Below are 18641 nucleotides of genomic sequence, written 5' to 3'. Positions count from 1 at the left end.
GGGTAAATAAAAACATCATTATGAAAACTTCAACCTCAAACAACCAGTACGCAGAAGCCAACAATATTCTGATCATCATTGTATCTATGCTTTTAGGCTATAATATTTACCAGGAAATTTATCATCCTGAGAATTCAGATCTTCTCTTATGTATTGCTTTGGTAATACTTACCTCTGTAATGGTAAAAAAATATGGCACCAAAACTGAGCAAAAAGACAAGAAATAAACATCAATATCTATTCACCATATCTACCCCGAAACAGAATTGTTTCGGGTTTCTTTTTATTTCTCCTATGTCTAGAATACTTTTAAGCTTTTAAAATCAACACTTTAACATAATAATTACCTACCTTAAATGTTTTAATGGTGAACCCCCAATTATCTTGTTATGGAATATTATGAATTATATGAAGTTTTGAAAGATCATTTTGATTCCAAAAAAGAGATGGTGGAGATCAAGGATTTAAATATAACCATTGAATCTGTTCCTTTTGAGTCAAAGGTTTCAGATTTACTTCATGGCCCTGAAAACTTAGCCTGTCCTAAGCACCATCAAACTCTGAAAGCTACTGAAAGTGCTTATCTAGTATATCATCAACCCTCCATTGACATTAAAGATATTGATATAGAGTGTAATAAAAAATTTGAGTACTATATTCTTAAAAGAGCGGATATAGAAACAACTAATGGCTGCATTATTTTTTTTCACGGTCTCAATGAAAAAAAATGGGACAAATATCTTCCCTGGGCTTATGAACTGGCTCAAAAAACCCATAAGGCAGTTATCCTGTTTCCTATTGCTTTTCATATGGATCGCGCGGAAGCCATTTGGAGCGATCGTCACCATATGATGGAAATAGTAAAATTCAGAAAGGGAAAATATCCGGAAAACACTCATTTTTCCTATGTAAATGCTGCGATAAGTTCAAGATTGGAAGCTCATCCACAAAGAATCTTCTGGTCGGGATTACAGACCTATTCTGACATTATTGAAGTGGTAAAGAAAATTAAAGCCAATAAGGTTAAAAGCATATCTCCGGAAGCGAGCCTGGACCTGTTCGGATATTCTATAGGTTCGTTTCTTTCCATGATTATTAAAATGGCTGATCCGTATGGATTCTTCGCTACATCCAAGGTCTTCTGCTTTTGTGGAGGAATGACCATTGACAGGATGTTCCCCATCTCAAAATACATTATGGATTCTCAGGCCACGATTAAAATGCAGTCTGTTTTCACAGAATTATTAAGTTCAGATTTTAAGTTTGATAACAGATTAAAGCATTATCAGGACGATGATCTTCATCCTCAGGAAAGCTGGTTCAAAAAAATGCTCCGATATAATTATTTTCAAAAGGAAAGAGAGGAAAGAATCTCGGAGATCCAATCTCAAGTAAAGGCTTTTGTACTGGAAAAAGACACCGTTGCCCCTCCAATGGAGGCTTTAAATACCTTGCAGGGGGGCTACCGAAATATCAATGTGGAGGTTGAGATAAAGGATTTTCCTTTTGATTACTCCCACATGGTTCCTTTCCCTCTGGCTCATAAGCACAAAACGGAAGTGACGGAAGCTTTTCATACAGTGATGAAGTCTGCAGGTGATTTTTACAATCAATGACGATCAAGGATAAAAAATAGAGAGAAAAAGCTTAAAAAGTAATAGTAAAAGGTCCATGGTATTGTTTTTTGAGGTTATAGTATTGATGGTTTAGCTTACGAGCCAGTCTTTGAAATCCTTTACACGATCTCTGCTTACTGTAATTTCTTCCTGTGGCTGAAATTCAAGATCTACTTTGTAATAAGGCGATGTATGAATATTTTTTATATAGTCAGAATTGATGATGAACTGTCTATTGACACGGAAAAACTTTTTCTCATCCAAAAGATCCTCCAACTCATCCAGCGTAAAATCTGACGGATAGGTACGATCTTCTGTTTGTAAATAGACAATCTTATTTTCACTGAAAAAGCAACTTATTTCCTGTGCCTGAACAATTTTCAGATTATATCCTATCTTCACCAAGACTCTTGAAAGGGTAGATTTCTCTTTCCTGATCAGCTGCTTGATATCCTGCGAGCCATTGACATCGTTTGCCGGAATAAATGATTTAAATTTTTCTACAGCACCCGCAAGATCTTCTTCAAGGATTGGTTTCAAAAGATAGTCTATACTATTTAGTTTAAAGGCTTTTAATGTATATTGATCAAACGCAGTGGTATAAATGATAAATCCCTTGGTAGGAATTTTTTCAAAGATATCGAACGACAGCCCATCTCCCAGAACAATGTCAGAAAAGATCAGCTGAGGATGTTCGTTCTCAGAAAACCAGGCTACTCCCTCTTCTACTGATTCTATTTTAGTAACTACTTCAATTTCAGGAAAATTACTTAACATTCTTTCTAATTTCCTTGAAGCTGGTTTTTCGTCTTCGATAATAACCGTTTTGATCATTGAGTTTACAGTTTTAGTTTTAGAATTTTGGAAATAAAATTAGATAAAAAACAGGAGGTTTTAAAAATCAATTGGCTTTTTATCTTTTTTAAGTTCCTTATTCAGGATTTCATTTTCCCATGAGTCATCAAAAACAAAAAGAGAAAATGCTTTTATGATGAGAAAAATTGCCCAGATAGTCAATATCAAATGTCCGCTCAACACATTATAATGCATTCCGTTCTTAATAAGATCATTCCCGATAATGATTGCTGAAATAATTCCAAACCACATAAGGTTTTTATAGAATTTTTTCAATTGTTGAACTCTGTTGTGTGCTCTGTTATAATCCATGATATTGATTTTAAAAGTTATTATAAAGTTTTTGTTTTTCCTCTTTCCTGATCCATCAGCTCCTTAATTTTCTTCTCTTCCCAGTTTTTTCCAATTCCAAATATATTGACTGCATGAAACGCGATTCCTATTCCCCAGCCTAACATTGGCCATAAAAACCATAAATATCCGGGTGCCGTTATAATATTCAATAAGGCTAGAAAGGGAATTACAATACAGAAAGAAGTAAGGTTTCCATAGAATTCTTTTAATTCTTTTACTCTTTTTGAGGCTCTTTCGTAAGCGGTTGTTTCTTTGCTAAAAGTTTCCATAATATTTTGATTTAAGAGTTAATTTGTTTTTTTCTTGAATCAAAGGTATGATGGAAAAGAGCCTCAAATCAATTTTATATTACCGAATGGTAGATTATGCTTCCCGAATGGTAAAAACCTCAGATTAATGGATCCAGACAAGGTTTTTAATAAATAAAAGGGATTAGTTTTTTTGTCGTTTTACGGTATTCAACATATTCTTCCCCAAACTGTTCTACTAAAGCCTGTTCTTCAATTTTAATTCTATAGGCGAAAGCTAAAAACGGAGGAATAAAAGCAAATAGCAATGACAACCAGTTATTTAAATATAATCCCAGACCAAGTGATGTAAGTAAAGAAAAGGCATAAGACGGATGTCTCAGATATTTGTAGAAACCCTCTTTTTTTATCTTATGATCCTGTCTGATGGTCACATCAACTGTAAAATATTTCCCTAAGGATCTGATGATAACAAACCTGAAAATAATACCTATAAGAATAAATGCTTCACCTACATATAAAATCCATTTTTCTCCGGTAATTGGCAGTGTAGACAAATTGGAAATTGCTAGGGCTGCTACAATAGAAAATGGAATGGCCAGCCATAGGATATTAAGCGTGGATTTATCCTTGCCTTTTCTATCTTCTTTATTGGATTTCAAGATGTTTTTGTAAAGAAATTCACTAAGGAACCATGCAGCCATGGAAATAGAGAATAGTATTTGTAAGGGATTCATATCGTGATTTTTTAGTGTGAAAAAGGTAAAATTGTAAAAGACTGAATAATATCTTTTTATCGAATAAACTTATCTCCTATTCTGCTTACTTTGCAGCGGTATTAGTTCTTATTCTCTTTTTTCATCAGCTCACGGATTTTTCTCTCTTCCCATTTCTGCAGATAGCTGGTTTTGGAAAGAAAAACGACTGCAGCATGTGCTAAAATCCCAATACCCCAAAACGTTGCTGTAAAAAAGTTTTTAAACTGAAAATAGCTTTCTCCGGGTTTTAAATGGGTGTAATTGTAATAAACAATCACCAGATTGATAATAATATAGATGAAAAGATGGCTATAAAACCCTCTTAACCTTTCTACCTGGCGTTTTGCTTTCTGATATTGAATATCATCTTCATCAAATGTTTCCATCGTTTCTATTTTTTTGTTTGTCCATAATTTCACGAATCTTTTTTTCCTGCCAGGATTCTCCTATCCCAAACACCTGAAACGCATGGGACGCCAATCCAATTCCCCAGCCAAATACCGGAAACCAAAACCAATGACTTCGATTTCCTGTAAAAAGATTGATAAAAATCAAAAAGGGAATAACGATGCAATAAGAGATCAGATTGGTGTAGAATCCTCTGATTTCCTTTACTCTTTTTTGTGCTTTTTTGTAAGCTTTATAATCATCGTCCGGTTTCGCATTGACAATATTCGGTTTATCCGCAAGCATTGGAAGTTTTACTTTAAAATAATCCTCAGATTTTTCTATAAAAACATTTCGTTTGGTAAGCAATGAATAACGTTGTACAATATTGGCCAATCCAATTCCTGAACTCTCCTTAATCTGCTCTCTTACCTGTAGATTATTCTCAATACAAAGGATATCTCCCTCTGAAAATATTCTAATGACCAGCGGTTTTGAAGAGGTCGCAAAATTATGTTTGATGCAGTTTTCCAACAGAAGCTGCAGCGATAATGGTACTACATATTTCCGATAGTCTTCTTTTTTAACATCAAAGTTAAAATCTACACTATCTTCAAATCTTGTTTTTAAAAGGTCACAATACGTTTTTGCAAATTCCATTTCATCCTCTACGGTTACCAGTTCTTTATCTTTTTGTTCAAGTACATACCGATAAATCTTTGACATTGAAGCGGTAAACTTTTGTGCCTGATGCGGATTTTCGTCAATCAGGGAGCTTAAAACATTTAAAGAATTAAAAAGGAAATGAGGATCCAGTTGGTTCTTAAGGCTTTCAAATTGTGCGTTTGCAGACTTGGCGATAAGCTTCTGTTCTACCACTTCTTTTCTGGAAGTTTTCTTCAACTCTTCCATAAATCCTTTTGCGTGTAGGAAAGCTGAAATAAGCAATGCAATATTGATGGTAAACCAGTTGGCAAGGTTATATTTTCCTGAGAAAAACTCCTCGGTAGTACTTGCTTTCTGAATCAATACAAAATTGATATAGTTACACAAATAGACCAATACAATGTTAGCAATAACAATGGAGATAATACTTATAACTGCTCTTTTGGTTGTATCTTCAGACCAGGGAAATCTTTTATTGAGAAAACTATTGAGGAACCCATTCCCGCCTCCCAATACCACAGTATAGAGCAGGGAAATAAGTATGGTAAGTACAAAGCTCTCTATACTTTTCTCTGATGTAAAGGCAAAAAAGAAAAACATGGAGACTATGAGTGATACCCAAAATAGCGTTATAATTTCCTTACGTTTCATGATTCGTTTTCTTGATTCAAAATTAGCTTTTATTAAAGGTATGTAAAATTATTTCTTACTGAATAGTAGCTTTTCGTTTCTGAATGGTAATTGAAGTCATGATCGAAAAAGACTTTCCAATACTAGCTTTATTTTAACAATTAGAATTAACAATTCATTACACAAACAAAGCCTTTACATATATTATTCACTATAAAATAAACATTTCATTAAAAATAATTTTGTTCATTCCAATATTTATCCTAATTTAGGGAAATACAAATTAGCGTTATCCGAAAAGCTTAAAGAGTAGGAAACATCAAAAAAACAAACTAAAATGAAAAAACAAACCAAGCTAAAAGAACTAAAAAAATTAACCAGAGACGAGCAAAAGAAAGTCGGAGGAGGATTAATGATAAAAGATCCATTTGAAGATGATGGATGCGGATGGAACATGTGCAGAAACCAATTTGGAAGATGCTCAGTTTTTGCATGCTAATATTCAATTAGTTTAAAGTATAAAATAGGCTGCCTCAAAATGAGGCAGCCTATTTATTTTAATCTGTAATAAATGATGTTATTTACTATTTCTGAACTGTAGAAAAATGAAAAACAATCCATTACTTGCTCTTTTCAGCAGACAAACTCATGAAATACTCTGCTTCTCCTCTTCCCCAGTTCGGGTCTAAAACTGTTTTAGGTTTATAAGCATTAAATTTTGCAATTGCCTCCTTAAACATTTCTATTCCCTTGATTTTACTCCCTCCATATTGTTCTGGGGTAAAATAAATATCCTCTGCCTTAATAAGAGCAATTCTTGGGTTGGCAGGATCCAGTTTATCGGCTCTACTAAGCTCTTCAGATGCTCTTGCACCATCTGTCATAAAACGTTGCTGTGGATTAACCATCATTCTTAGGGAATAAGCCATTTTTTTCAATAGATGAATTTCTGCATTGTCTGCTCCGGCAAGATTCTGTGCAGTCCCTAGATATTTTTCAGCCTGTCCTGCTACGCCATCCAGCTCCTGCATATTTCCATCTCTCATCATGATTCTTCCTTTTTGAATGTAGGAAAAAGCAGCGTAGTATGACGGAAGCCATTGTCCACTTTCTTTACTTGCTATTCTCTGAAAATCATTTGCCAGAGCCTGAAATTCTTCTGTTGTTTTACAGGCTTCTATCTTTCCTATCTTTTCAGACATAATTTTTTCATAATCTGACTGAGCAAAAGCGGTTAAGCTCATCAAAACTAAAGCAAAACTTAAAATGTATTTTTTCATTATATTAATTTTAAAAAGTTAGTTATATTGTTTTTCCGAAGATATGTTTTTATAAATTACTGTTGATTACATCCTCTGTTTTATCTACTCCAAAGATGAAAAATACACCTACAAATACAAAGGTATTTACTGGAGGTAAAACAGCTGAACTTCTGGACCCGTCTGTTGAAAAATTATATCCATACACATTTTTTGATCCTAAAATATTGGAAACACTCAAAACAAATATGGGAAACACCTTTGCATCTTTCTTCCCGATATTAGGCAGATAATTAAAGCTGAGATTAAGACTATTATAATCTTTTAATTGCCCCTCATTTCTAGTATAATTAACTGCTTTTCCGTCTTCCCATCTTGATGCAATGTCGTAGTAAGGTCGCCCTTTTGTGTACAGGTAAGATAGGTTGGCTCCCACTTTCCATTCCGGAATAAATCTTTTAACCACTACCGATAATGTATGCTCTGCAGCAAAGTTAGGCTTCATGCTTACCGGATAATTAAGAAAGTCTCTTTTGGTATCCAGATAAGAGTAAGTAATCCAATAGTCAATGTTTTTAAAGGTTTTATTGTTATCTCTCCAGAATACTTCTACTCCTTTTGCGTAGCCGTAACCATCATTGTTTAAGGCTGTTTGTACCTGCTGTTGCTGATCTTTCCCCGGAATGATATTGTAGGTTTTGATCAGCTGATCATATTTTTTGTAAAAAGCCTCCAGACGTAGTGATCTTCCCTCTGAACTTCTTTGCACCTGAAGAACATAGTGTTCTGATTTTTGAAAACCAAGCTTAGCAGGTCCATTAATGTATTTGCTTTCTGGGTTTTGGTAGAAAATTCCATAAGCTAATGATGATGTCCAGTTCTTTGCTAAACGGTATGCCAGAGCAAATCGGGGTGCAAAATTATTCTTTCCCAAATAAGATGAATTCTCTGCCCTCACTCCTATTTTTGCTGATAATGCATTACTGAATCCCAAATCTGTTTCTACAAAGGCTGAGGAAATTAGATCTTTATAATGCTTTCGAACATCTTCAAAGTTCAATTTTTCATCGGCATTATTCAACTCAAAACCCCCTCTGATAGCACTGATTCTATTGATTTTTCTTTCAAGAACAGCTTTAAGGTTGATATAGTTTCCTTCTGTAAGCAATTTGGTTCTTTCTGATTCTACATTGTTGGTTTCTGTAGAAAAATTAAGGTCTGATCTGTTAAACGCATATGAGGTTCCCACATTCAGCAAATATTTTCCGAATTTCTGTCTAAAGGTCAAATTATGATAGGTGCTTTTTCCTTTCAATCTTACGAGAGAAAAATCACTTCCAGGTTCCAGACTTTCTGATTTCACACCCATATTATTACCGGTATACATTCCATAGTATTTTATGAATCCACCTGATTTTGTCTTAATTCTAAAATTAAAGTTACCATTCAGACCTTTTGGAGAGTCTACGAAGTTTGTATTATAATTGAATACTTTTTGCATTAGGTTTAAATCTGAATAATTCAAAGAAACCCCATAGGAATGTCTGTTGTCATTGGATAATTTTTGAAATCCACCACCAATAAAAATTGGTGAAACTGAAACATCATAGGAAGTCTGGTCCGGTAAATCAACACTTTCCAACAATAATGCTCCGGAAAGAGCCTGTCCGTATAATGCAGAATATCCACCACTTGAAAATACATTCCCTTTAAAAATAGAGGTATTAAACTGATCTCTTCCTGCTATTCCTGATACTGAATTGGAGAAATAATTGTTGATTAAAATTCCATCCATAAATATTTTAGCTTCTGTTCCTGTACCTCCTCTGATAAAAACCCCCTCTGTTCCTCCTACTTTCTGGACTCCAGGAAGATAGTTTAATGCAGAGGAAACCTGTGCATCAGCCCCTGCGATGGTATAAATATCCGTTGGTGTAAGTAAAGCACTTGCTCTTTTCTTATCACTCGCTTCAATGGACCCTGCAGAAACCACTATAGCATCAATCTCACTTACCTGTTCTTTAATTTCAATATTCCCTAATGAAATAGCCTGATTATCAATTACAATAGTTTTATTAATTTCCTCATACTTCGGGTGGGTAAAGGTTACAATATGACTCCCTTTTTCTGAAGTTTCAAAAGAAAAATTTCCTTGTACATCTGTTGTTGCTCCGTCATAGGTGTCTTTTAGGGTGACATTTACCTCGTTTATTCCCTTATTTTTAAAGGTTACTTTCCCGGATATCTTTATCTGAGAATATCCTATTGCAAAAGAGAGGAGAGCAATAAGAAAGAATATTTTATGAGCTTGTGCTTTCATGGCTATGTTTTCTGGATCAAAAGTAATACGATAAATACCCTTCTATAAAAAATTTATTACTGAAGGGTATTCTTTTGTTACCGAATGGGAAATTAATGAATCGGAATACAAAAATCTACGATCATTTTTCCTTCCGGATGTTCTTTAAAGTTGGAATGATAGATCTCAAACGGGAATGTTCTTCTCATGGAATGATGATGCTCATTCATCCACAGGAACAATGATACCCAGCATTGTTCAAAGTCATTGAGGGCTACTTCTCCAGTTCCTACAATAAATCTTCCGGCCTCTATGGTTTCTGAAAAAACTTCGCCCTGTGACATTTCCAGCTTTTCATCCAGGAGAATACAGGCATGAATTCTGACCTTATCCGGAGGAGTTACTTTGAAGCTATCATGGTACACTGAGATCATTTTTACATTTTCCCGAGGAAATAGATTCTTACTTTTTGCCCAATCTATCAATACATTGTAAGAGGGTTCTACTTGAGCAATCCCAAGGCTCATTACTGCCGCCAGATTCATTTTCGGCATTTGCTTCACTTCGATTTTTAAATTCATTGTTGTCCAATTTAATAGGTTTTCAATAGTGCAAATGTATTGGCTGAAAACGGTATCAATTTGTCCATTCTTGCTCTGTGTTTGTAAAATCTTGTGAAATGCTTCAGGAGCTGTTTTGCGGAATTCTGATGGAGGCAGTCCGTAATATTTTTTAAAGGTCTTGCTGAAAACAGAATGGTTTGAGAATCCAAAGTCAAGATAAATTTCCTTGATCTCCACCTGCTTATTTATGGCAAGAAAAAAGGCACTCTTTTCTATTTTTTTCCTAGTAATATAACTTTGAAGTGTTTCTCCTGTAATGAGTTTAAATATTCTGTGAAAATGAAACGGTGAATAGGCACTGATCTCTGCAATTCTTTCCAAAGAGAGATCTGCATCAAGATTTTCATCAATGTATTGAATTGTTTTTACAATCCTTTTTTTATATTCTTTCACTTCAGGATATTAATCTACAAAGTTATTGATCTGAAATAGGTATCATTTGTCTTTTATTGCTCTTTTTCAGGCTTTCTTTTAACCTCATTTAAAAATAATTATCTTGGTGCCCAACCAGCAGGTTTAGAGGGTAAAACAAGGTATATTACAATTCTGAACAATCAGATCTTTCGAAAAAAGACTGAAATCATAAAGGGTTCTGGAAAATCTTTTTTAAATTTATCATAAAATCATTATAAATCATTTAAAAATGAAAGTACAAACATTAGCATTATTGGCGGGATGTGCGCTTTTTGCCGTTTCTTGTGGAACTACGAAAACGTACAGCGTAAATGCCAAAAGCGGAACACAGACAGGCGGAACAGCAAAGTTTACCCAACAAGGAAATGATGTCATCATGAAGCTGGACATAACGAACCTTACCCCTGGAATACATGCTGTACACATTCATGAAAAAGGAGATTGTTCTGCTGCCGACGGAACCTCTACAGGCGGACATTGGAACCCATCCAAGAACGATCACGGAAAATGGGGTGCTGAGCATTTCCATATGGGAGATATAGGAAATTTGGTTGCTGACCAAAGCGGAACTGCAACACTTACATTCAAGACAGATAAATGGTGTCTTGGTTGTACAGATGAATCTAAGAACATTATCGGAAAAGGCCTAATTGTACATGCTGCTGCCGATGATTTCCATACTCAGCCTACAGGAAATGCTGGAGGAAGAGTGGGATGTGTAGAAATTAAGTAATCCTTTTATTCAATAAAAAAACCGCTAATTTTCATTAGCGGTTTTTTTATGTTTATGATTTTGTTCCCATATCTGAAACAATATTCATTGCTTCCTGTAGGTAAAGATCCTTTTTAAGGTTCTTGATCCACATTTCAGATTTTTTCTTGAACGCTTCATCTTTTTTCTCTCTTTCAACCTCACTTGGATACATGATAAACTGAAGTCCGTTTTCAAACTTAGTCAGTACCTTGAATTTTTCAATCTGAGATTTTCTATGTTTCATCACTTCATTGAATTTATTGATATTCAAAGTGATGCTTTCCTCTTTATCTAATTTTTCTCTCCATTGAGCAGATTCTAACAATAACTGGTAATTGTTGTTCTTAGCCATTCTGCCTGCGCTTGCCTTTTCAAGAGCCTGAATATTAAAGAAATTCAGTTTCTCGAATTTGGTAGCTGGAATTTTATCCCATGCCAGGGCATAATCATCATATCTCTCTCCTACTTCTGCATAGGTAAAGAAATCTTTCATCTGGATATCTGAAACAATTCCTTTTCTCTGTGTAGATTCTCCTGTAATTCTATAGAATTTCTGAATGGTTAGTTTTAAAGATCCAAAATCATCCTCAGTATTCAGGAATCTGTTCAGATCAACAAAAGTCTGTACTGTACCTTTTCCAAAAGATTGTGGAGATCCTATGATCATTGCTCTTCCGTTGTCCTGCATTACTCCGGCTAAAATCTCTGAAGCCGAAGCAGAAAGTTCATTCTGCATAATAACTAAAGGACCTGTCCAGATTGGAGTTTCATTTTTATTCTTTAGAGTCTGTATTTTTCCATTTCCATCCTTTACCTGAACATAAGGTCCGGCATCCATGAAAAGTCCCATAATATCTCCTACTTCTGTTAGGGAACCTCCACCATTATTTCTAAGGTCTAAGACAATTCCTTCAATATTCTGAGCTTTAAGCTTAACGATTTCATTTTTAATGTCATCTGAAGCATTTCTTCCTTTAGCGTTCTCAAAATCTGCATTAAAGCTAGGAAGATTGATAAACCCATATTTTTTTCCATTAGGAGCATTCACTACAATACTTCTTGCAAAAGTATCTTCAATAGCAACTTCCTCACGGATCATGGTTACATCTTTTATGGTGCCGTCTTTCTTCTGAACCGTTAGGGTAACAGGTGTTCCTTTTTCTCCTCGGATTAATCTTACAGCTTCATCAGAAAGCATTCCTACGACATTTACAGCATCATCTTTCGGCTTAGATTTTACTTTTAGAATCTTATCTCCTTCAGAAAGTTGCTTAGATTTCCATGCTGGAGCACCAATGGTAAGGGCACCCAGATAAAGATTTCCTTTTTTCTCCTGGATTAAAGCTCCAATACCTATTACTTTTCCGGTAAACTGGGTATCAAAATCTTCTTTATCCTTTGGAGAATAATAGTTGGTGTGTGGATCAAATACTTCGGTATATGAATTCATATACACTGTAAACCAATCCATTTTCTTTCTCTTTTTGAATCTGGTAAACGTATCTTTTACAAGATCTTTTACTTCATCTGTAGCTTTTTTGATCTTTTCGTCCTGAGTAAGAGGCTTAAATTTGATCGTATCCTGTAGTTTGTACTTCTGAACTGAATCTTTCTTTTCTTTTTGAGCCTCTTCCTTACTGTTCATAGATTCAATTTCCTGAAGGATATTGTATTTGATGAACTTTTTCCACTCATTATACTGTTCCTGCTTGTTGGCAGGTACCTTTTTAAGCTTTGGCTCTAGAGTAAGTGTTTCGTCTTCCTGAAGATTAAGCGGCTTACTGAAAATGTCCTGTGTAATCTTATCAATTTCATCTACTCTCTGGTAAAGTCTGTCTATGGTAAGCTTATAGAATGTAAGATCTCCCTGGTTGATATAATCATCAAGCTTGGTTTCATGCTTGCCGAATTCATCCATATCAGATTGAAGGAAATATCTTTTTGCAGGATCTACTAATTCAAAATAGTGCTTATAAACATCCTTTGAATAGGCATCGTTAATAGTTTTGGGACTATAGTGCAGGTAAGAAAGGGTATTTTTTACGCTCACCATTATTGTCTGCATCTTTTCATCATCGTTCTTTGGCGAGTTGAAGCAAAACATTAGACTGGTTAATGGAATCAGTAGTAAAAATTTATTCAGTTTGAAATTTTTCCACATAAACTGTCTTTATTTATAATTTTAAAATATAAGTATTGTAATGAGTAGCAATAATTAGCAGACTGTTACAAACTATCAAATTTAATACCTTATTTACAAATATCGTATAGTTTTAAGGTTTTTTTATTCAATAGGTGTACGTCTTTTTTTATTACAGAATCTTTCATCCTAAATATAGGATAAAAAAGTGAACCTGCTTTCATCAGTTAAGTTTCATTCTCCGAAAAGCATTGAATCTGTTGACATTTAAAGAAAAAGGTAGGAAACAATTATTTCCTACCCTAAGTATATTTATGAAATCAATACTTTTTAAAAAAGCTTATTTATCATCTTTTACAGTATCAAAAGCCATCACTTCCTCCAACTTCTTCATATATTCATAAGCTGTAAGGTCAAACTTAACAGGTACAATAGAGATATATCCGTTGGCCAAAGCTGTTTCATCAGCATCCTCAGAATCATCCATATTATTGAAATAACCGGTTAACCAGTAATATTTTTTTCCATGTGGATTTACTCTCTCATCGAAACTTTCTTCCCATTTAGCATTAGCTTGCTTACATACCTTTATTCCTTTTATCTCCTCTTTAGGAAGTTTTGGAATATTTACATTCAGAACAATTCCCTTTGGCATTGGGTTTTCCAGTGTTCTTTTTACTATATTCTGAATAAATTCTTTAGCCTGACTAAAATCTGCTTCCCAACTGAAATCCAGCAATGAGAATCCTATGGCAGGAATTCCCTCTACTCCTGCTTCTACAGCAGCAGACATTGTTCCTGAATAGATTACATTGATCGATGAGTTTGCTCCGTGATTAATTCCAGAAACTACGATGTCCGGTCTTCTTGTTAAAATTTTATCAAGAGCCATTTTTACACAGTCTACAGGAGTTCCGCTACAAGAAAAATCAACCTGTGCCCCGTCTAGGGTTACTTCTTCGTAACTTAGGGTAGAATTAATTGTGATAGCGTGGCCTTTTCCACTTTGGGGCGAGTTCGGAGCTACAACAATTACTTCTCCGATTTCATTCATAAAATTGACAAGGTTTCTGATACCTGGTGCTGTAATCCCGTCATCATTAGTAACCAGAATAAGTGGTCTTTCCATATATTATCTTAATTTTTTTTAATACAAATGCGTGCAATCTGTTCATTTTGAGAATTGAACAAAAAGAATTTTCACCCATCAAATGTAGCTAAAAATAAGATGTTATAAAACAGCAGATTTGTTATCATTGAAATAAATAGAGAGATTTCTATACTCAATTTGGAAGGAAACCTGTTGTAGAAATAGATAATGCCTCCAACTTAAAACAATACTCTATCTTCTTTTCTTAATTCTTCTAAATAGCTTTTCTTATCATCACGGTAGAAAAGGTTCATGGTTTCAAATGGAATCAGTTTAAGGTCTTTATTGACAATGTGAACACACGACTTTTTCACAGCCCGAACATCAAAATCATGGGCATCCATAAAATTCATGATAATAATTCTGAACAGATTATCATAATCGAGGTCAGGAGCACAGACCTCCGGAAGACAACAGAGTAACTGGTTGACCTTAGGTTTTACTTTATCTACAGAAATACCAGTACTGAATATATCCAGCAACTGCATGTGAAGCCCTTTATCTTGCTCGTAGACAATGGTATTTCTGGATTCATTATTCAGAAGATCAGCAGGATTAATATAACGTGTTAAAGGAATGGTTTCGTCTTCAAGCTTTAAAATATATCCCATTGCCAAGGCATCCGGATTACATGGAACCGGAATCATATCATCAGAATTCAAGATCGGAAACTGATTGATGATTTCCTGTCTCACTTCCGTTAAAGTGATTTTCTCGTGAGCCGAATCTTCCCTATTTCTCCCTGCAATTTCCACAGGCTGGAATGTAATTCCTCTTACACATTTTTGCTTCAGGGCAAATTCAATGATCTTCCCTATTTCATCTATATTTTTATCTTTTTGAAGAACAATAACTAAGGTAGTGGAAAGATTGAGTTCATTCAGCTTTTCCAATGCTTTCATCCTTACCGAACTGAGATCCTTTCCCCTAAATTCCTCTAAAACTTCCACTTTAAAAGAGTCGAACTGAAGATACACCTCAAATTCGGGAGCATACGTTGCCAGTTTTTCTGCAAAACCTGGATCATTGGCAATTCTTATCCCATTGGTATTCAACATTAAATGTTTAATAGGCTTGGTCTTGGCTATGTCCATAATTTTAAAAAACTCAGGATGGATGGTGGGTTCTCCCCCACTGATCTGAACAACATCCGGCTCACCCTCATTTTTAACAATAACATCAAACATCGCCTCAATTTCCTCCAGACTTCTATGACTGCCATAATGAGGTGATGACATTGCATAGCAGGTAGGACAGGTCAGATTACAACGATCTGTAACCTCCACAATGGAAAGGCAGCTGTGTTGTTCATGATCTATACAAAGCCCACAGTCATAAGGACATCCGTACTCCACGTCTGTTCCGAAGTGAAGTGGCATTTCCGAAGCTTTATTGTAGTTTCTTATATTTTTGTAATAGGCTACGTCTGAAGCAATTTTTGTTTTAAAGAAACCATGATCAGGACATCTTTTGGTCATAAAAACGGCTTCATCCTCTATAATAATCTTTGCACCTACTCTCTTCAGACATTCCGGGCAAAGACTAATGGTATAATCGTAGTATGTATAATTTCTTATCGGCATAATTAATTTTAAATTCCTTATCCACAAATATATCCGCTAATCAGGCCACAGATCAACAGACTAATCACAAAGGTTTGTATAAACTGTTTTCTGCTGAACTTCTTATCATCCTTTCTTTCGTAGATTAGCTTTACAACAAAGGTAACAATGATAGAAAAGAACAAGGCGCCTAAAATCATAATACCAACGATCATGATTACTAAACTCGTCAGGTCACCGGCTTCTAAAAGTGTTAAAGATTTCATCTTGAATATTTTAAATAGTGGATTGAGTGTTTTTCATAGTATAAATGTAGTAAATAATTACACAAATACATACTAATTGAATAGTTCCGAAATTTCCTAAAATTTCAACCCTGGGTTTAATAAAATCCAGCAAAAGCCTAAAGGTAAAGTAACTCAGCATAAAGATCTGAAAAAGAAACCCTGATGGATATCTTTTCAGTTTTTGAATATACTTCAGGCAAATCCAAAGAATGATTAAAAAACCAATCTCATACAAGGCAACAGGATGTCTGAGATACTGATCTCCCAGATTCATTCCAAAGATGGAATCTGTAGGAATACCATAGGTCTCCTCATAAATTCCCGTAAGGAAACAGCCGATTCGTCCAATGATCATGGCCAGCATTAAGGGAAAAACGATTAAATCACCTGTACTTTCCTTATGATTAACGACCTTTTTGGCAAGCTCCACACCTAATAATCCCAAGGCTAATCCACCCACAATGGTATTACTTGACCAGAATTTTTGAACACTAAAGCGAACAAACATTAAATAAGGATTTTCCAGATTTCCAATAAGTTTAGAGCCTAGTAAAGCGCCTGCTGTTGCCCCTATCAAAACTGCTGCAGAAATGTTGAATGATAGCTTTTCCTTTGATTTTCTTTTGAGATAAAAATAATACCGCATGCCCAGAAACATTCCTACCGCCTCAAAAAGAGGATGTGCAAGGATCGTTTTACCGAAAATATGAAAAGCTACAGGAAAATCCATTGCTCCAAAAATAATCCATTTCAGATTATTTACTACCTTTATTCTGACAAATAATTACCAAATGCGTATAGAATATGACATAAAACTGGGGTTTAAGGATGTAATGTTCCGCCCTAAACGTTCAACATTAAAGTCCCGCTCAGAAGTAGATCTGGAAAGGGAGTTTATTTTCAAACACACTAAAAAAAAATGGAGCGGCGTTCCTGTTATTGCTGCCAATATGGATACCGTAGGAACTTTTGAAATGGCTGTAGAACTGGCTAAGGATAAAATTATCACTGCTGTACACAAACATTATACTCCCGAAGAATGGAGTCAGTTTCTGCAAAGCCAGCCAGAAAGTATTCATCAATATATTGCCTTAAGTACCGGAACAGGAAAAGCAGATGAAGAAAAAATCCGGATAATTCTTGAAAAGCATCCCAAAATAGAGTTTCTATGCATCGATGTTGCCAATGGATATTCGGAACATTTTGTTCAGTTTGTGAAGTCGGCAAGAGCAAATTTTCCGGATAAAATCATCATTGCCGGAAATGTGGTTACTGGAGAAATGGTAGAAGAGCTTCTTTTGGTAGGAGCAGATATCATCAAAGTTGGGATTGGCCCCGGGTCCGTATGTACAACCCGTGTAAAAACGGGGGTAGGTTATCCTCAACTTTCAGCAATTATCGAATGTGCTGATGCCGCTCACGGATTAGGAGGTCACATTATTGCAGATGGAGGCTGTAAAGTTCCCGGAGATGTCGCTAAGGCTTTTGGTGGCGGTGCAGATTTCGTTATGCTGGGGGGAATGTTTGCCGGTCATGATGAAAGTGGCGGCGAAATGATTGAAGAAAATGGTAAAAAATACCGTTCATTCTATGGAATGAGTTCCAAAACAGCAATGGATAAGCATTCCGGAGGGGTAGCTGAATACCGTGCCTCTGAAGGAAAAACTGTGAAAGTGGCTTATAAAGGTCCTGTTGCAGAAACAGTAAAGGATATTTTAGGAGGAGTAAGATCTACCTGTACTTATGTGGGGGCTTCTAAACTTAAAGAACTTTCCAAAAGAACTACTTTTATCAGAGTTCAGGAACAGGAAAACCAAGTTTTTAATTAAAATTGAAATAAAAAAAAGAGGCTACACATTTTGTATAGCCTCTTTCTATTTTTTAAGTTAGCATTCCGCCATCTACGTTTAATGTCTGTCCGGTAATATATGCTGACATATCACTTCCGAAGAATACACAAGCATTAGCAATATCTTCCGGCTGCCCCCCTCTTTTCATTGGAACACCGTCTCTCCATCCCTGAACTGTTTTTTCATCCAAAACAGCTGTCATTTCAGTTTCAATAAAACCAGGAGCAATTGCATTACATCTGATATTTCTTGATCCTAGCTCCAATGCAACAGACTTCGTAAATCCAATTACTCCGGCCTTAGAAGCTGCATAGTTAGCTTGTCCTGCATTTCCTTTTACTCCAACTACTGAAGTCATATTGATGATAGATCCTGATTTTGCTTTCATCATCGGCTTAATCACTGCCTTTGTAAGGTTAAAAACTGAATCCAGATTTACCTTGATTACTTTATCCCAATCGTCCTTGGACATTCTTAATAACAGGTTATCTTTTGTAATCCCTGCATTGTTTATCAAAATATCAATCTTTCCAAACTCCTCCATTACGTCTTCTACTAGTTTTTGAGCTGCATCATAATCTGATGCGTCAGACTGATATCCTTTAATTTGGGTTACAGAACTTAAAGCTGCTTCTAATTCTTTAGCTTTGTCTACAGAGCCGGCATAGGTAAATGCTACTTTTGCTCCTTGCTGAGCAAACATTTCAGCGATCCCCTTTCCGATTCCTCTTGTAGCTCCGGTAATTAGTGCTACTTTTCCTTCTAATATTTTCATATCTATTGATAATT

The 18641-nt window shown here is 35.3% G+C and carries 20 protein-coding genes; 5 read left to right on the top strand and 15 right to left on the bottom strand.

The annotated features are described in order from the left end of the window. The first annotated feature begins 20 nt into the window (after positions 1-20). Both C1638_RS11025 and C1638_RS11020 read left to right on the top strand, forming a co-directional pair. Positions 21-227, top strand: a complete 207-nt coding sequence (locus C1638_RS11025; protein ID WP_109620927.1) for a hypothetical protein — start codon at positions 21-23, stop codon at positions 225-227. A gap of 162 nt (positions 228-389) precedes the next feature. Continuing rightward, positions 390-1616 (top strand): DUF6051 family protein, encoded by a 1227-nt coding sequence (locus tag C1638_RS11020; RefSeq protein ID WP_109620925.1) that lies wholly within the window; start codon positions 390-392, stop codon positions 1614-1616. Positions 1617-1706: 90 nt separating this feature from the next. Here the strand turns inward: C1638_RS11020 and C1638_RS11015 are convergent, their stop codons facing one another. The 6 genes from C1638_RS11015 to C1638_RS10990 all read right to left on the bottom strand — a co-directional run bounded on the left by C1638_RS11015 (position 1707) and on the right by C1638_RS10990 (position 5535). Next, positions 1707-2450, bottom strand: a complete 744-nt coding sequence (locus C1638_RS11015; RefSeq protein WP_109620923.1) for a LytR/AlgR family response regulator transcription factor — start codon at positions 2448-2450, stop codon at positions 1707-1709. Positions 2451-2510: 60 nt separating this feature from the next. Next, complete coding sequence (locus C1638_RS11010) at positions 2511-2783, bottom strand: 2TM domain-containing protein (RefSeq protein WP_109620921.1); 273 nt, start codon at positions 2781-2783, stop codon at positions 2511-2513. A gap of 20 nt (positions 2784-2803) precedes the next feature. After that, positions 2804-3094: a 2TM domain-containing protein gene (locus C1638_RS11005; protein WP_076352906.1), complete on the bottom strand. Its 291-nt coding sequence runs from the start codon at positions 3092-3094 to the stop codon at positions 2804-2806. A gap of 146 nt (positions 3095-3240) precedes the next feature. Beyond that, positions 3241-3810 (bottom strand): methyltransferase family protein, encoded by a 570-nt coding sequence (locus C1638_RS11000; RefSeq protein WP_109620920.1) that lies wholly within the window; start codon positions 3808-3810, stop codon positions 3241-3243. 101 nt (positions 3811-3911) lie between these two features. Beyond that, positions 3912-4217 carry a 2TM domain-containing protein gene (locus C1638_RS10995; RefSeq protein WP_109620918.1) on the bottom strand — a complete coding sequence of 102 codons (306 nt, stop codon included), beginning with the start codon at positions 4215-4217 and terminating at the stop codon, positions 3912-3914. Beyond that, positions 4204-5535: a 2TM domain-containing protein gene (locus tag C1638_RS10990; protein WP_109620916.1), complete on the bottom strand. Its 1332-nt coding sequence runs from the start codon at positions 5533-5535 to the stop codon at positions 4204-4206. Before C1638_RS10990 ends, C1638_RS10995 begins: the two co-directional genes overlap by 14 nt. Before the next feature lie 316 nt (positions 5536-5851). On the opposite strand from C1638_RS10990, the gene C1638_RS22335 reads away from it, so the two are divergent. Next, the gene (locus tag C1638_RS22335) at positions 5852-6013 is read left to right on the top strand and encodes a hypothetical protein (protein WP_164463069.1); all 162 of its coding nucleotides are present in this window, start codon (positions 5852-5854) and stop codon (positions 6011-6013) included. 121 nt (positions 6014-6134) lie between these two features. On the opposite strand, the gene C1638_RS10985 is transcribed toward C1638_RS22335, so the two are convergent. The 3 genes from C1638_RS10985 to C1638_RS10975 form a co-directional block, all read right to left on the bottom strand. Next, on the bottom strand, positions 6135-6794 hold the full coding sequence (locus C1638_RS10985; protein ID WP_109620914.1) for a hypothetical protein: 660 nt from the start codon (positions 6792-6794) through the stop codon (positions 6135-6137). A 49-nt stretch (positions 6795-6843) separates the two neighbouring features. Continuing rightward, a complete protein-coding gene (locus C1638_RS10980) occupies positions 6844-9093 on the bottom strand; it encodes a TonB-dependent receptor (protein WP_109620912.1) in 2250 nt (749 codons plus the stop codon). A gap of 92 nt (positions 9094-9185) precedes the next feature. After that, entirely contained in the window at positions 9186-10088 is a 903-nt protein-coding gene (locus C1638_RS10975; RefSeq protein ID WP_109620910.1) for an AraC family transcriptional regulator, read from the bottom strand. Positions 10089-10338: 250 nt separating this feature from the next. On the opposite strand from C1638_RS10975, the gene C1638_RS10970 reads away from it, so the two are divergent. After that, positions 10339-10842, top strand: coding sequence for a superoxide dismutase family protein (locus tag C1638_RS10970; protein ID WP_109620908.1), 504 nt, complete (start codon positions 10339-10341; stop codon positions 10840-10842). A 52-nt stretch (positions 10843-10894) separates the two neighbouring features. On the opposite strand, the gene C1638_RS10965 is transcribed toward C1638_RS10970, so the two are convergent. The 5 genes from C1638_RS10965 to C1638_RS10945 form a co-directional block, all read right to left on the bottom strand. Next, complete coding sequence (locus C1638_RS10965) at positions 10895-13024, bottom strand: carboxy terminal-processing peptidase (protein ID WP_109620907.1); 2130 nt, start codon at positions 13022-13024, stop codon at positions 10895-10897. A gap of 319 nt (positions 13025-13343) precedes the next feature. Beyond that, positions 13344-14132 (bottom strand): 5'/3'-nucleotidase SurE, encoded by a 789-nt coding sequence (gene surE / locus C1638_RS10960; protein WP_109620905.1) that lies wholly within the window; start codon positions 14130-14132, stop codon positions 13344-13346. 200 nt (positions 14133-14332) lie between these two features. Then, entirely contained in the window at positions 14333-15736 is a 1404-nt protein-coding gene (locus tag C1638_RS10955; RefSeq protein WP_109620903.1) for a radical SAM protein, read from the bottom strand. Between the two features lie 17 nt (positions 15737-15753). Next, positions 15754-15981 carry a hypothetical protein gene (locus tag C1638_RS10950; RefSeq protein ID WP_109620901.1) on the bottom strand — a complete coding sequence of 76 codons (228 nt, stop codon included), beginning with the start codon at positions 15979-15981 and terminating at the stop codon, positions 15754-15756. A 10-nt stretch (positions 15982-15991) separates the two neighbouring features. Continuing rightward, positions 15992-16732, bottom strand: coding sequence for a prolipoprotein diacylglyceryl transferase (locus C1638_RS10945; protein WP_109620899.1), 741 nt, complete (start codon positions 16730-16732; stop codon positions 15992-15994). Positions 16733-16793: 61 nt separating this feature from the next. Between C1638_RS10945 and C1638_RS10940 the strand changes: the two genes are divergently transcribed. After that, on the top strand, positions 16794-17831 hold the full coding sequence (locus C1638_RS10940) for a GMP reductase (protein WP_109620897.1): 1038 nt from the start codon (positions 16794-16796) through the stop codon (positions 17829-17831). A gap of 52 nt (positions 17832-17883) precedes the next feature. Here the strand turns inward: C1638_RS10940 and fabG are convergent, their stop codons facing one another. Beyond that, positions 17884-18627, bottom strand: coding sequence for a 3-oxoacyl-[acyl-carrier-protein] reductase (gene fabG / locus C1638_RS10935; RefSeq protein WP_109620895.1), 744 nt, complete (start codon positions 18625-18627; stop codon positions 17884-17886). Between the last annotated feature and the right edge of the window lie 14 nt (positions 18628-18641).

This window comes from Chryseobacterium oncorhynchi, from assembly GCF_002899895.1.
Classification (GTDB): Bacteria; Bacteroidota; Bacteroidia; order Flavobacteriales; family Weeksellaceae; genus Chryseobacterium; species Chryseobacterium oncorhynchi.
This window is presented reverse-complemented; position numbering and strand designations above follow the sequence as displayed.